Raw genomic sequence first — 13779 nt, 5'->3', positions numbered from 1 at the left:
ACCCTGGTAGAGGCAGCAACAATAGTTAGCAAGCGAATCTAAGAAGCACTATCCGCTATCGTGACCACCCACGCTGGCCGAAAAAGCGCCGGCAAAAACTCGTCGGGGTAACCGCCCGGATTGGCGATCACCCGCGTACCGGCGCACATCGTGTCTACTGGCTCATGCACATGCCCATGAATCCACAGATCCATCTTTCCCATCAAATGGGGAAGGTGGGAGGCAAAGGCAGGAGATAGCGCATCCCCGAGATAGCGCTCTGGAATGCAGCAATGCAGAGGCGCGTGATGGCTAATGACTACGCGGCGCCCTTCAAAGGGTATGGCAAGCTCTTTCTCCAACCATGCCACAGCAGCAGCGTGCAACCGCTGACTGGCCTGGGGGGTGAACACCTCATCTTCATCAAGCGTGATCACGCTAAAATCTGGCATATAGCGCTGAGCCTTGGTGTACGTCTCATGGGGGTCACGGGTAGGGTCATCGGCGTAAAGCGCAAAATCTGTCCATAATGTCGTGCCGTAAAAACGTACGCCGCCCAAGTCGACACTGCGGTTATCCAGCAGCTCGATACCCTGGTTAGCTGCCTCCACCACAAGCGCTTCTCTCAACGTCGGCATGCAGGTGCCATAAAATTCATGGTTACCCGGTACGTACAAAATGGGGAGGTCAGGAAACTGACTTCTGGCCCATGCAAGCCCTTCGGTATGACGATGAATATCGCCCGCCAACACCACTATGTCGGCCGCTACCTCCGGCAGTTCGCGCTGCCCTGCAAAGTGCTCCAGGTGTAAATCTGACAAGACTCTCAAGCGCATCCGTCTGCTCCTTTGTTGAATGCTCGCTCACGCATTCGTAACGCTTACTTCAAGCGTCAGGCGGGCGACAAACTCCTCGATCAAGGCCACTACCGTGGATTCTGCTTCACGATGGGGAACGTGGCCGACGCCTGGCAGGATGTCACAGTGGGCTGGGCCGTGGGTGTAGCGCGCAATGCGCTCTGGCTGGCGGTGGGAACCATATTCGTCTCGCTCGCCGTGCAGTACCAGGGTCGGGCACTGCACGCGCTCGAGTGCGGGTACCAGCGTCCACTCTGCAAAGTCGGGGTGCAGCCATGTGTCGATCCAGGCATCGAGCACCCAGCGCGCGTTGTCGCCATGGTACTTGGCTAGCTTGGCAAACTGGTCGGGCTGTTGAAACGCTTCCTTGGCCGCTTCGATACCCTGACGAGTGCGCGGTTCGTTGAACGCCTGCGCGGCGATCGTGATCAAGCCTCGGCAACGCTCCGGCTGTTGGCCTGCACAGTGAACGGCCATGCAGCCTCCTACGCTGTGCCCTAGGGCGATGAAGTGGGTAATTGCCAGCGCCTCCAGCAGTGCTGCAACCGCTTGCCGGTATTCGTCCTCGATGAAGGTATGGGGCGGTTTCGCCAATCGAGCGTCAGAACGCCCGAAACCCGCACGGTCGTAGGCAACGACTGGGTGCTGCGTGGCCTGGCAAAGGGCGGCGGGAAAGCTGCGCCATAGTTCCACACAGCCAAGCGAGTCGTGAAACAGCAGAATCGGCACCGCCGAGCGTGCATGGCGCGGCTGCCAGGTGCGGGTAAACAGACGACCGCTGGGGGTATCTACCCAGCGGTCATGAACGGTCACTGCATCCGAGTGTGAGGTCATGGCATGGCTCTTTGTGTTGTCAGTGTTGTGTGAGCTGCTGACAACATAGCATGCCACTGCCGTGCTAGCGCTTCAGGAAATTGCTTTTGACCAGATGCACCACATCATCCATCCGTCCGCTCAACACCGCCTTGGCCGAGTACAGCGCGGTCGAGGCGACCTGCCCTGCTTCTACCTTGGGCGGCATGACCAGCTCCATGGGGTTGACCACTACGTCCAGCAGCGCGGGGCCAGGTTGAGCCAGCCACTGGCTGATGGCCACGTCCAGCTCCGACTGCTGCTCTACCCGGCGCCCCCACAGCCCCATGGCCTTGGCTACTTCTCCAAAGTCGGGGTTCTGCAGCTCTGTGTAGCTATCCAACAGCCCCTCCACTTTCTGCTCCAGCTCCACGAAGCTCAGGGAGCTGTTGTTGTACACCACGATCTTGAGCGGGATTCGTTGCTGGACCAGGGTGAGTAAATCGCCCATGAGCATCGTCAGGCCACCATCGCCACACATGGCAATCACCTGGCGATGGGGGTAGGCCAACTGAATCCCCAAGGCCTGCGGGTAAGCGTTCGCCATGGTGCCATGCTGAAGGCTGGAGTGGGTGCGGCGGCCCTCCAGGGCACGGATATGGCGCAGCATCCACACGTTGACACTGCCGGTGTCTGCGGTCAGCACGGCGTTGTCGGCCGCGTGCCGGTCGATGGCCAGGGTCAGCTCTTGTGGGTGGATCGTATCGTTATCCCTGGTTTGATGAGCCGACTTTTCCAGCGACTTGGCATAACGCTTGCGGCATTTTTCCAGCCACCGGGTGTGCGTATTGGGTTGCACCACCTGGCACAGCGCTTCACAGGTGTCCCGAGTGCTGCCGACGATGCCCACATCCACCGGGTAACGTTTGCCTATCTGGGCGGGGTCCACATCTACCTGAAGAATACAGGCGCGCTCCGGGTAGAACTGGCTGAAGGCAAAATTGCATCCCAGCAGCAACAGCGTGTCGCACTCCGCGACGGCATGGTAGCCACCTTCCAGACCATATACGCCGGTCATGCCTACCTGATGAGGGTTATCGTACTCCATGAAGTCCTTGGCACGGGAGGTCCAGGCAATCGGCGCCTGGAGCTTTTCTGCCAGCGCCATGACCTGCTCGCGGGCGTCTTCACAGCCTGCGCCTGCAAAGATGGTGATATTGCCCCCCTTGTTGAGCTGCTCGACGGCGGGCACCAGCGCCTCGGCACTGGGGCGCACGGAGTAGCTGAAGCGGTGGGTACGGTAGCCCAGGGTGCTGTCGGGCGTTTGCGTCATGATATCGCCGGGCACGATCAACACCGCCACGCCGCGCTTGGTAAGAGCGGCCTGGGCCGCCAAGGCAGCCATGCGGCGCGCCTGCTCCGGCGATACCACGGTTTCACAAAACACGCTGTACTGCTGAAAAATGGCGCTCTGATCGACTTCCTGAGGAAACTGGCTGCCGGTTTCACCCAGTGATATCTGCGAGGCAATCAATACCACGGGGGAGCCATTACGGTGGGCATCGAACAGGCCATTGACAAAGTGCAGGCTGCCAGGCCCACAGGAACCGGCACATAGCGCCAGCTCCTGAGTGATATAAGCCTCTCCTCCTGCTGCAAAGCCGCCCGTTTCCTCATGGCGAACGCCTATCCATTCGATATCGCTCTGCCGGAGGGCATCGGTAAAGTGATTCAGCGTATCCCCTACCACGCCATAACAACGTTTGGCACCGGCGTCTTGCAGTGTTTCGACAATGATTTCAGCTACATTTGCGCTCATTTGCGACTCCTTTCGCGACGATGACATTTAGGCACTCCTTTCAGCCTAGCTGCTGTGACGTGGCTTTGCCGAATGGATGAACGCAAAGCAAATGCTGCATTGCAGCAAAAGCCGTCTATAATGAATAGGCGGTATCCCAAGAGGAGTACGCAATGACACTATCAACGGATCTAACGAACGAGGATACGGAAGTAGTCAACTTCTGGTGCCAATACGCACAGTGGCAGCAGGCCGCCAATGAAGCCGTCAGTGCTTATGTCGATCAGCGTCAGTCCGATCAGTAGCACGCGGCCTCCCGGCTTTTCTGTATTTCTCTCCCTCCCTTAGACGAAAAGATAACACCCCAAGCCGACATGACCTGTCGGCTTCTTTTTCTATGAAAACCTTTTCCATTCAGTAAAATAGGAGCATTTCAGACTGACATGTAAGCAATCGCTTACGGGCTATGGCAAAACACCTACACCCTTTGGACTAGCCAGCTCGTTCAAAAGCGAATAATATTCATATCACAGCTAACTTGCTGCAACGCACAACGTAGGCTGTGTATAACAAAAACGACTCATTAACCTCTGCTCCAGGAGTAAGTGCCATGCCGACTACCCGTAGCCAAGCCAACCCCGATGTCATGGAAGTATGGGCAACCCGCGCACTGCAACAGCGTGCCGCCTTCGATGCCCTGGCCGACTATATGCGCCAGCAATAACCCTTGCCATACGGCTACCCAAAACGCTCCGCCAGTGCGTATATATAGATACGTCGCACGGGAGCGTTTTCTTTTTATCGAACACTCCTTTTTCTTATCATCAGCACGTTGCTCGTGACACCTCTTTATTCATTGTGAACGTTTGATCGTCAGGTTCATTGACCTGTTATGAATTCGCACAGAGCAAAATAAAGATGGCTTTGGGTAGAGACACATCAAAAATTCATTTAACATTACCTCGCTTTAAACAGCAGTAAGCATTATGCAAACTGGAATAGTCATATAAAAGAAGGAACGACAGGCCACCATGTCGGATCAGCAAATGCAGCAAATCGGCGATCAAACGATTGCGCAATTGGATGCTGAAAACCAGGTGGCTCCTGGCGATAGTGAGTACGCGCAGCGTTTGGCTAATCTCACTCAAGGTTGGGAAACCGTCGATGGCAGCACGCTGGAATATGACGTTTACTTGCGTGATGAAATCAACGCCTTTGCGGTGCCCAACGGCGCTATCCGGCTTTACAGCGGTTTGATGGATGAAATGAGCGACGAAGAAGTACAGTACGTGATTGCTCATGAAATTGGCCATGTGGTGCTCGGCCACTCCAGGCGCGCCTTTCAAGTCGCCTATGCCGCCTCAGCCGCGCGTGAAGCAGCTGCCGCAAGCGGCAGCACCACCGCAGCGGCACTCTCCAGTTCCGAGCTGGGTGCGCTGGGTGAGAAACTCGTCAATGCTCAGTTCTCCCAGCGCCAGGAAAACGAAGCCGATGACTTCGCCCTGGAACTCATGCGCCGCCACGACCTGAATACAGAAGCCTCCGTTTCAGCGCTGCGCAAGCTCGAGGCCAAGTATGGCAATAGCCGTAGCGTCTTCTCCAGCCACCCCGCTGCCGGTGATCGCGCCGACCGCCTGGAAGCCCAGCTCTAATGTAGCTTGGCCACGAGACGCGGCAAATTTGATCGTTACTGGTTTGATCGTTACTGGGCAGCCTATGCCTGGTAACGATCATGGAGGCCGAGTTCTGGCTCAATCCTTCGGTTGTTGCGCTTCGAGTTCGGCCAGATAGCGCTCTTGCAAGATATACATACGCTTTACATCGCGATATTTGCCATTGATGAAAAACTCCTGCACCAAATACCCCTCTTCTATAAAACCGCTTTCCTCGTATAAGTGAATGGCCTTGACATTCTCTACCGCGACGATCAGATAGACCTTGTGCAAGTTCAATATGGTGAAAGAGTAGTGTAGCGCTTGCCGTATCAGCGAACGTGCGAACCCTTTGCCCTGATGCTCTGGCGTAATGATGATCTGAAACTCGGCGCTACGGTGGATGTAATCGATTTCGATCAACTCCACCAGGCCAATCGCACTACCACTACTGTCTTCGGCAACGAAACGGCGCTCTGCGTTATCGTGAATATGCTTGTTATAGAGCTCTTCCAGCTCATCGAAGGACTCGTAGGGCTCTTCGAACCAGTACGACATGATGCTCTGGTTATTATTCAACTCATGCACGAAACGCAGGTCGTTGCGCTCCAGCGCCCTTAGATACAGTACGGGGCTCATGATAAGTGTCTCATTCAATCGCATTGACTCAGTGGGTTACCGGGCTTTGTCTGGTGGGTGAGCGATAAGTTCAGCGTGCCCGCTGGCGCCGTTCGAAAGAAAACAGGTCGCTCAGCGGATGCCGCTTGCCTTCGAGATGGGCTCTCAAGAGATGTGCACCTATCATGCTGTACGTAATACCATTTCCGCCATAGGCCATGGCAAAGTGCACGTTCGGCCCCAGCGCCTCATGGGTCCCGAAATAAGGCAGCCCGTCCTCGGTTTCAGCAAAGGTACCCCCCCCAACTGAAGGCAGGCGTCATACGCAGAGAAGGCCATAGCGAAGATACCCTTTCAGCCAGCGATGCCGCTTTTTCAAGCACCCGCGCGTCCCTGCGCTCAGGAAGATCCTCCTCGTCATCTTCACCGCCCACCAGCAAACGCCCATCATGGGTGGAGCGCAAATAGAGGTAGGGGCGCGCTGATTCCCAGACCATGGTATCGCGAAGCTTGCCGAGCATGCCGACTGGCAAAGGGTCGGTGACGAACGCGTAACTGCTGCGGTTGCTGGCGACCGACTCTGGCAGCCATGTCTGGCTTTCATAACCGGCCGCAATGATCACCTGCTGACAGCGTACCAGGGCGCCGTTGCGCAAACGAACCCCCATGGTCGCCCCGTCTGCCTCCAACGACTCTACCGCGGTTCGATCGTATACGTGCCCACCTCTGGCAACGACCTCATCAAGCAGTTGGTAAGCCATGCGGTAAGGGTCCACGGTAGCCGCCAGATGCGAGAGGATACCGCCGGATGCGCTAAAGCCATACGCTTCCTGCAACTGCTCGGGCGAACACCACTGCACATCGAACCCCCACCGCTTGCGAATGGCAAACTCGTCCCGAAGAGAAGAGAGATGGCCCGCTTCACTGGCAAAATAAAGGCTCTGTTGGCGACGAAAGGCGATATCGCCCAGCTCTGCCGCACGGGCGGCCAATGCATGAACCGCCTCGGCACACCCTTGATAGGCCATGACGGCACTCGCTTCACCGTATTGCTGCGCCAGGTGGTACAAGTGTGTATCGATTTCGTACTGCAACAGCGCCGTACTGGCCGCCGTGCTGCCCCACCCCACGTCACGACGCTCGAGGACGGCCACGTCATGCCCATGGCGTGTCAGCTCGTCGGCGATCAACGCCCCGGTGATACCGCCGCCGATGATGGCTATGTTTACCTGAAGATCATGGGTAAGCTGAGGATAACGGGTCAACAAGCCATTGCTGACCGTCCAGAAGGGGTAGCCACTTTTAAGATCCATTTTTTCGCCTATGCTGGGTGATCCTGTCACCCATTAACCATAGTGGTTTATCGGTGATCTGCCCGACAGCCACGCTGTGAACAAGGAGTCACGATGATCGATTTACGTAGCGATACGGTCACTCGCCCCACCTCCGCGATGCGGGCAGCCATGCTGGCAGCGCCTCTGGGCGACGATGTCTGGGGCGACGACCCGACGGTCAACGCCTTTCAAGCGACCCTTGCCGAGCGCACGGGCAAGGAGGCTGCCCTGCTGTTCTCCAGTGGCACCCAAAGCAATCTGGTGGCGCTCATGGCGCACTGCGAACGCGGCGATGAGTACATCGTGGGCCAGAATGCTCATACTTACCGCTACGAAGGCGGCGGCGCCGCCGTGTTGGGCAGCATCCAGCCACAGCCAATAGAACACGCCGCAGACGGCAGCCTGCCACTCGACAAAATCGCTGCCGCCGTCAAAGCCGACGACGTTCACTTTGCCCGTACGCGGCTCCTGGCGCTGGAAAACACCATCGGTGGAAAAGTGCTGCCCGCCGAGTACGTTCAGCAGGCCACCGAGCTGGCGCGCGCTCACGGGCTGGCAACGCACCTGGACGGTGCTCGGCTCTTCAATGCCGCCGTCGCCACGGATACCTCGCTGAAGCAGCTGTGCCAGCCGTTCGACAGCGTGTCACTCTGCTTTTCGAAAGGGCTGGGCACGCCCATGGGTTCGGCGCTGGTAGGGTCGCACGCGTTGATCGAGCGCGCACGGCGCTGGCGCAAGATGGTAGGGGGCGGCATGCGCCAGGCGGGCATCATCGCCGCGGCCTGCCAGCATGCCCTCGACCATCACGTGGCCGACCTGGCCCATGATCATCGCCGCGCGGCGCGTTTGGCAGAAGGGTTGGCAGCGCTGCCCGGGCTCGAGGTCACCTCTCACGCCACCAACATGGTGTTCTTGCGCGTCGATCAGGCCCACGTGGCCCCGCTAGCTGCCTGGCTGAAAGAGCACGACATTCTGATCCAACTGCTTTACGCCACGCGACTGGTGATCCATCGCGATATCGATGACGCCGCTGTCGAGCGTGTGCTGGAGGTCATGGGGCGCTACTTCGACGCGGCGGCATCACGATAGCAGTGTCGACCCCAAGGCCAGGTGCACAGCAATCACCAGCATCATCACGCCAATGGCGCCATCGATGACGCGCCAGGCGCCGGGGCGAGAGAGCCAGGGGGAAAGCGCCGAGCCACCCCAGGCCAGCAAGCTGAACCAGAGAACCGAGGCCGTCGCGGCGCCCGCTACGAACACCCCGGCGCTCTCCTGCTGGGCCCCGACGGCAGGAATCAACAGCAGCGTATCCAGATACACTTGTGGATTGAGCACCGTGACAGCCAGGGTCGCCAACAGCACGCCGCGTAAACTGCGTGTGCGTGCGTGGTTGGCGGTCAGCCCCTCTCGGCCACTACCTGCACGCCACAAGGCCTGGGCGGCCAACCAGCCCAGAAACAGCACCCCTACCCAGCGCAGGGCCTCCATGGCATTGGGCATGGTCAGCAGGAACGCACTCACGCCAAACATGCCAGCGGTCAACAGCACTATGTCCGCACTCATGCACACACCCGCCGACCACCAGTGGTACTCCCGACGAATGGCCAACCCCAGCACATAGGCGTTCTGTGCACCAATGGCCATGATGATCCCGCCGCATACCACGAGCCCCGTTATATAGCTCTGCCACATGACCTATCCCTATCGCTGCTGCAAGAAGTGAAGCGCTACGATAGGCGGCAACGTCAATAAATAAAAATCATACTGTGAATAGGCCATTAGCTTTTCTTATAGGTGTGATGTCTCGCTTGCCACGCAGGAGCAACACCACACTGCTGATCAAGGCACCTCATGCGTGCCGGGGTCTCAAGAAAAGAGGCGACAAACCGAGTGCCCGACGGCGGGAGAGACCGTCATGGTGCTTTCATCCGCTCACTCGGGCCACCGCGTCGCGGCTGGCCGCTGCGCGCTGCTCACCGGAGAGCTCGACGAGCTGCCCGCCGCGCATTTCCAGCAGTCGGTCGGCCTGGTCGAAATAGTGGTCATCGTGGCTGATCACGACCAGCGTTTTGCCCAGCGCCCTGAGCTGCGGCAGTAGCTCGCGGTAGAAGACGCGCCGGAACTGAGGGTCCTGATCGGCGGCCCACTCATCCAACAACAATAGGTCGCGCTGCTCCGCAACGGCTAACAGCATCGCTAGGCGTTTGCGCTGACCCTGGGAGAGGTTGGCATTAGTGACGCGGTCGCCGTCGAAATCGAGCTTGTTCTGCATGGCCAAGGCGGCCAGCCACTGTTCCACCAAGGCCGGGTCGGGTGCCTCGCCCCTTGGCCCCATCAACCGGCCAAACAAGTGCAGGTCCGTGTAAATGGCCGAAAAGTGCTGTCGATAGCGTGTCCAGTCTTGGTCGCGCAGCGGCTTGCCATCGACGCGGACACAGCCACGCTGAGGGTGGTAAAGCCCGGTCAGTAGCCTCGCCAGGGTCGATTTTCCGCTGCCGTTTCCGCCAATCAGAAAGACCACTTCGCCACGCTTCAAGGTCAAATCGATAGGACCAATGGCAAAGCCCGAGCGCGATTTCTCATCCGGATAGCGATAGCAGACCTGCTCCAGGGTCAGTTCCTGCCAATCGTGGCGCAGGGCCGCGTGGCCGAAGGTCTCACTGTGCTCGGCCAGCTCCAGACTACGAATCTTTTCAAACGCGACTCGGGCGTTGATCAGCGTCGGGAAAGCGCCTATCGCCTGTATCAGCGGCGCGCGCAGAAACAGCAGCGTCAGCGAAAAGGTGGTGGCCACCTGCACCGATGCCCAGCCAAGGCCATTGGCCAAAAAAAAGGTGATGCCAATCGCCCCTAGCATCATGATGTTGAACCAGTTCACGGCGCTGAGATGATAGGTATCGCCCAGAATGTAATGACGGCGACAATCCTTGGCGTTGGGCGTATAGACATCGCGGTACAGCCATTCGGCGCGGTCGCGGTTGAGCGCCAGCTCTTTGCGCCCCTCGATCACGGCCTGGTAATCCGCGTAGAGACGATCCTGTATCTCGCGCAGCTTGGCCATGTGCCCATAGACTCGCGCCACCAGACGCATACCGATGACCACCGTCACGATCACCCACAATGCGGAGATCCCCAGCATGGCAGGCGAAAGCCACCACAGGTAAAGCGTGGCACCCACCGTCAGCACCCCGCCTTGCACCAGCTCCGGCAAACGTATGAAGGCAACGGTGACCGAGTTCACATCGGTGGAGAGGCTCGCCAGCAGGCGCGCACTGCCGATTTGCTCGGCACGCTCGAGATGGGTATCCAGAATACGCTTGATCAACTGCCCCCGCAGCCGATAAACGAACTGGTGGCCCAGTGTGGTCAGCGCCAATTGCGATGCCAGGGTAATCACCAGCAGCAGCGCGATAAGCCCCAGAAACTCGGGCAGAATACGCCAGGGATCAACGAAGGAACCCAGCAGCCGCTGATTGATAAACGCGATGACGCCAATGCCCAGGCCTGCACTGGCCAGACTCAGTAGCAATACGGCGACGAACGGCCAGCGATAATCACGCCATACGATCTTCAACAGCTCCATCACCACGACTCCTGGGCTTTTTTTATATCACCACCAATAGAGAGGGCAATCACAACCGCCGCAGCCCCCACATGAAATAGGCGCCGCCGATCAAGGACGCCACCAGGCCCGCCGGTATCTCATAGGGAAAAATAATCTGGCGCCCTACCCAGTCCGCCAGCACCATCAGCAGCATGCCGATCAATGCCGCGCCCAGCAGATGCTGCCCTGCCCGAGAGAAGCCGACCAGGCGCGCCATATGCGGTGCCAACAAACCAATGAACGACAGCGGCCCAACCACCAGGGTGGCGCAGGCAGTGAGTAGCGCCACCAGCAGTAGCAGCGCCAGGCGGGCACGGTTAAGCGTTACTCCCAGCGCTCTGGCCGTCGCTGCGCCTAATGGCAAGATATCCAACCAGCGGGTAAAGGGTCGCGTGACCAGCGCCAGTGCCGAGGCAATCCCCCCGACCACCACCGCATGGGTGACATCTACGTAGTAGGTAGAGCCCGCCAGCCAGGCGATCACCTGCTGACCACGCGGGTCGCCGCCTGCCAGCATCACGCTGCGCACGGCGTCAAACAGCGCACTCACCGCCACCCCGGTGAGCAGCAAACGTTCAGGGAGATAGCCGCTATTACGGTTGATGCCCACCAACACCACCAGCGTTGCGAAAGCGCCCAGGGTACCCACGCCAATCAGCATCATATTGGTGGGTGCGGGCAGCAGGAAAATCCCCAGAATCAGCGCAATGGCACAGCCACCGCTAATGCCTAGCACTTCGGGGCTGGCCATGGGGTTGGCGGAAAGGCGTTGGAGAATCGTCCCGGCAATGGCCAGCATCAACCCGCTGGCAGCGGCCGCCATCGCCCGCGGCAAGCGCCACTGCATCACGTTCCAGCTCTCTGGCGAGAGCAGGTACCAGCCATCGACCCCCTGACCTACGAGCAGCCCCAGCAACGTGGCCGCCAAGAGTGCGAAGATCAATCCGGTGACCAAGCGTGACGGCGCAGCATGGCGGCGGGCAACGACACTCGCCCCTCTGGGCGGCTGATCGCCCTGAAGTTTCAGGCGCGGAATCAGCCACATCAGTAGCGGTGCCCCCAGGGCACCGGTAACCGCCCCGGTGGGAATGAAGGCTGCCCCCATACCACCGAACTGCTGCAGCAGCAGGTCCGTGGTCGCCAGCAGCACCGCGCCCAGTAGCGTGGACCATATTAGTCGTGGACCTAACCGACGTGCCCCGGCCATGCGCACGATATTGGGTGCCGCCAGGCCGATAAAGCCAATGATGCCCACCACGCTGACGATACTGCCGGTAATGAATACCGCCAATCCCATCCCCGCAAAGCGTAGATAGGCAAGCGACACCCCTAGGCTCTTGGCGCTGGCATCGTCCAGTTCCAGCACTGCTAGCGGGCGCAGCAAGAACCAGGCAGCAACGCAGCTAATCGCCAACCGAGGCCAGAGCACGGCCACGCCGTCCCAGCCATTTTGCGCCAGCGACCCCGCCCCCCAGATCAGCAGCCCCGACAGCGCCTCGTGGTTAAACAGCAGCAACGCTGTCGAGAGCGCGCCCAGGTACAAATTGACGACCAGGCCCGCCAACACCACCACGATAGGCGCCAAACCGCGTCGCCAGGAGAGCAGAAAAACCAGCCCCACGGCCAGCGCGCCGCCCAGCAGAGCCACCCATTCGCGCCCCACCACTAATAAGCCAGGAGCCATTAACGTGGCGGTCATCAACGCCAAATTAGCACCCGACGCCACGCCCAACGTTGTCGGCGACGCCAGAGGGTTGCGCAGCACCTGCTGCATGAGCACGCCTGCCAACCCCAAACCGGCCCCGGCAAGCAGCGCAATCGATAAACGCGGCCACCAGGCGTAGTGCAGCAGCAGCTCATCGACGGTGTCGAAAGAGGGGGCTACCAACGCTTTCCAGCCCAGCGCAATTCCCCCCTGACTCTCCAGGCCTACCCAAAACAGCACCATCATGGGCAGGCTAAGCAATAGGCAGGCCTTGGCAGGTGACACTCCGCCCAGGCGCCCCGCGGTACTTAACATGGCGAGGCCTCTTTGGCGGGACTCATGCCGCTCGCAACACTGGACGTGATAGCCAACACCCTCATGGTCTTACCCTTACCTGCATGAAAACGCGTGGACGGAAATTGCTGCATAGATCATTAACAGCGATTCTAAATGATAATAATTAGCACTACAATTGACCTTTCATACACAGGAGACCTTCCGATGGCGGCTAAACCAAATTACCGGCTTTTCGATATCACCCTCGCCCGGCGCACCCATGTCAGTGCCTCGTTAGTCCGATTCACTTTTACCGGCCCAGAGGTTGGCCACATGGCAACCTACGCTCCTGACCAACGCGTCAAACTGTTCTTCCCCAAGGGGGGCGGCAGTCTCGACCCACTGTTCGAGATCGCCAAGCTGGAAGAGCACGACTGGTACGGCGCTTATCGCGCGCTGCCAGACGCCCAACGGCCCGCTGCACGCACCCACACCATCCGTGCCCTGCGCCCAGAACAAGCTGAAGTGGATGTAGAGTTCGTGCTGCATGGCGACAACGGCCCTGCCTCACGCTGGGCCATGCATGCCCAGCCAGGCGACCGGCTTGCCATGACCGCCCCCGACGCCAATGCAGAAGGCCCAAAGCAGGGCTACGAGTGGAAGCCGCCTCAAGGCGTACGCCGTATTTTGATCATTGCCGACGAAACCGCTCTCCCCGCTGCCGCCGGTATTCTGGAAACCCTCGATGGCCTGCCGCTCAAACCCAGGGTCGAAGCGCTGCTCGAAGTGCCCCGCAGTGACGACGTTCAGCCGCTGCCTCAGGCCGCCAAACTGCACTGGCTGCCCCGCGATGCCGAACCCGACTACCAACACGGTGAACTACTGATGAGAGCGCTGCGCGATATCGATTTGCATAAGGAAATTCAAGCGCTGGGCGGCACTGGCATGCCCGGCGTTACCAACGACGAATACGACGATGAGGACGGTCCTCTCTGGGAACCCGCCACACTGGACGATAGCGCGCCCTTCTACGCCTGGATCGCTGCTGAAACCAAAGTCGCCATGCGGCTACGCCGCTATCTGGTGAACGAACTCGGGCTACCCAAACAGTATGTCACCAGCATGGGCTACTGGAGGCAGGGAAAGGCCAATGGTTAAAGG

Annotated in this window: 12 protein-coding genes; 4 read left to right on the top strand and 8 right to left on the bottom strand. The window is 59.2% G+C overall.

Annotation, left to right across the window (positions count from 1 at the left end; genetic code table 11):
- Positions 1–38: 38 nt before the first annotated feature.
- From CWI66_RS02545 to CWI66_RS02535, 3 genes are all read right to left on the bottom strand, one after another.
- Complete coding sequence (locus tag CWI66_RS02545) at positions 39–815, bottom strand: metallophosphoesterase family protein (RefSeq protein ID WP_100730846.1); 777 nt, start codon at positions 813–815, stop codon at positions 39–41.
- Positions 816–842: 27 nt separating this feature from the next.
- Complete coding sequence (locus CWI66_RS02540) at positions 843–1670, bottom strand: alpha/beta fold hydrolase (RefSeq protein ID WP_100730845.1); 828 nt, start codon at positions 1668–1670, stop codon at positions 843–845.
- Between the two features lie 64 nt (positions 1671–1734).
- Positions 1735–3447, bottom strand: a complete 1713-nt coding sequence (locus CWI66_RS02535; RefSeq protein ID WP_081137788.1) for a thiamine pyrophosphate-dependent enzyme — start codon at positions 3445–3447, stop codon at positions 1735–1737.
- Between the two features lie 152 nt (positions 3448–3599).
- On the opposite strand from CWI66_RS02535, the gene CWI66_RS18545 reads away from it, so the two are divergent.
- Positions 3600–3731, top strand: coding sequence for a hypothetical protein (locus tag CWI66_RS18545; protein WP_016914735.1), 132 nt, complete (start codon positions 3600–3602; stop codon positions 3729–3731).
- A gap of 726 nt (positions 3732–4457) precedes the next feature.
- Positions 4458–5078, top strand: coding sequence for a M48 family metalloprotease (locus CWI66_RS02530; protein WP_081137790.1), 621 nt, complete (start codon positions 4458–4460; stop codon positions 5076–5078).
- A gap of 99 nt (positions 5079–5177) precedes the next feature.
- Here the strand turns inward: CWI66_RS02530 and speG are convergent, their stop codons facing one another.
- Both speG and CWI66_RS02520 read right to left on the bottom strand, forming a co-directional pair.
- Positions 5178–5717, bottom strand: a complete 540-nt coding sequence (speG, locus tag CWI66_RS02525) for a spermidine N1-acetyltransferase (RefSeq protein WP_100730844.1) — start codon at positions 5715–5717, stop codon at positions 5178–5180.
- Positions 5718–5980: 263 nt separating this feature from the next.
- Positions 5981–7009, bottom strand: coding sequence for an NAD(P)/FAD-dependent oxidoreductase (locus CWI66_RS02520; RefSeq protein ID WP_232710707.1), 1029 nt, complete (start codon positions 7007–7009; stop codon positions 5981–5983).
- A 93-nt stretch (positions 7010–7102) separates the two neighbouring features.
- Here CWI66_RS02520 and ltaE point away from each other — a divergent pair, with 93 nt between their 5' ends.
- Entirely contained in the window at positions 7103–8119 is a 1017-nt protein-coding gene (ltaE, locus tag CWI66_RS02515) for a low-specificity L-threonine aldolase (RefSeq protein WP_100730843.1), read from the top strand.
- Here the strand turns inward: ltaE and CWI66_RS02510 are convergent.
- The 3 genes from CWI66_RS02510 to fhuB form a co-directional block, all read right to left on the bottom strand.
- Positions 8111–8725, bottom strand: coding sequence for a LysE/ArgO family amino acid transporter (locus tag CWI66_RS02510; RefSeq protein ID WP_039176900.1), 615 nt, complete (start codon positions 8723–8725; stop codon positions 8111–8113). The two genes, ltaE and CWI66_RS02510, sit on opposite strands and share 9 nt — an antisense overlap.
- A gap of 232 nt (positions 8726–8957) precedes the next feature.
- Positions 8958–10616, bottom strand: a complete 1659-nt coding sequence (locus CWI66_RS02505) for a multidrug ABC transporter permease/ATP-binding protein (RefSeq protein ID WP_100730842.1) — start codon at positions 10614–10616, stop codon at positions 8958–8960.
- Between the two features lie 49 nt (positions 10617–10665).
- Positions 10666–12657, bottom strand: a complete 1992-nt coding sequence (fhuB, locus tag CWI66_RS02500; protein WP_100730841.1) for a Fe(3+)-hydroxamate ABC transporter permease FhuB — start codon at positions 12655–12657, stop codon at positions 10666–10668.
- A gap of 186 nt (positions 12658–12843) precedes the next feature.
- Here fhuB and CWI66_RS02495 point away from each other — a divergent pair, with 186 nt between their 5' ends.
- A complete protein-coding gene (locus CWI66_RS02495) occupies positions 12844–13776 on the top strand; it encodes a siderophore-interacting protein (RefSeq protein ID WP_100730840.1) in 933 nt (310 codons plus the stop codon).
- The last annotated feature ends 3 nt before the right edge of the window (positions 13777–13779 follow it).

This window comes from Halomonas sp. 141, assembly GCF_002810305.1.
Lineage (GTDB): Bacteria > Pseudomonadota > Gammaproteobacteria > Pseudomonadales > Halomonadaceae > Vreelandella > Vreelandella stevensii.
This window is presented reverse-complemented; position numbering and strand designations above follow the sequence as displayed.

What these genes read in the sequence shown, in the direction of transcription:
- CWI66_RS02505 (WP_100730842.1), bottom strand. Translation starts at nt 10,616, where the DNA reads ATGGAGCTGTTGAAGATCGTATGGCGTGATTATCGCTGGCCGTTCGTC.
- CWI66_RS02530 (WP_081137790.1), top strand. Translation starts at nt 4,458, where the DNA reads ATGTCGGATCAGCAAATGCAGCAAATCGGCGATCAAACGATTGCGCAA.
- speG (WP_100730844.1), bottom strand. Translation starts at nt 5,717, where the DNA reads ATGAGCCCCGTACTGTATCTAAGGGCGCTGGAGCGCAACGACCTGCGT.
- fhuB (WP_100730841.1), bottom strand. Translation starts at nt 12,657, where the DNA reads ATGTTAAGTACCGCGGGGCGCCTGGGCGGAGTGTCACCTGCCAAGGCC.
- CWI66_RS02510 (WP_039176900.1), bottom strand. Translation starts at nt 8,725, where the DNA reads ATGTGGCAGAGCTATATAACGGGGCTCGTGGTATGCGGCGGGATCATC.
- CWI66_RS02540 (WP_100730845.1), bottom strand. Translation starts at nt 1,670, where the DNA reads ATGACCTCACACTCGGATGCAGTGACCGTTCATGACCGCTGGGTAGAT.
- CWI66_RS02535 (WP_081137788.1), bottom strand. Translation starts at nt 3,447, where the DNA reads ATGAGCGCAAATGTAGCTGAAATCATTGTCGAAACACTGCAAGACGCC.
- CWI66_RS02495 (WP_100730840.1), top strand. Translation starts at nt 12,844, where the DNA reads ATGGCGGCTAAACCAAATTACCGGCTTTTCGATATCACCCTCGCCCGG.
- CWI66_RS02545 (WP_100730846.1), bottom strand. Translation starts at nt 815, where the DNA reads ATGCGCTTGAGAGTCTTGTCAGATTTACACCTGGAGCACTTTGCAGGG.
- CWI66_RS18545 (WP_016914735.1), top strand. Translation starts at nt 3,600, where the DNA reads ATGACACTATCAACGGATCTAACGAACGAGGATACGGAAGTAGTCAAC.
- CWI66_RS02520 (WP_232710707.1), bottom strand. Translation starts at nt 7,009, where the DNA reads ATGGATCTTAAAAGTGGCTACCCCTTCTGGACGGTCAGCAATGGCTTG.
- ltaE (WP_100730843.1), top strand. Translation starts at nt 7,103, where the DNA reads ATGATCGATTTACGTAGCGATACGGTCACTCGCCCCACCTCCGCGATG.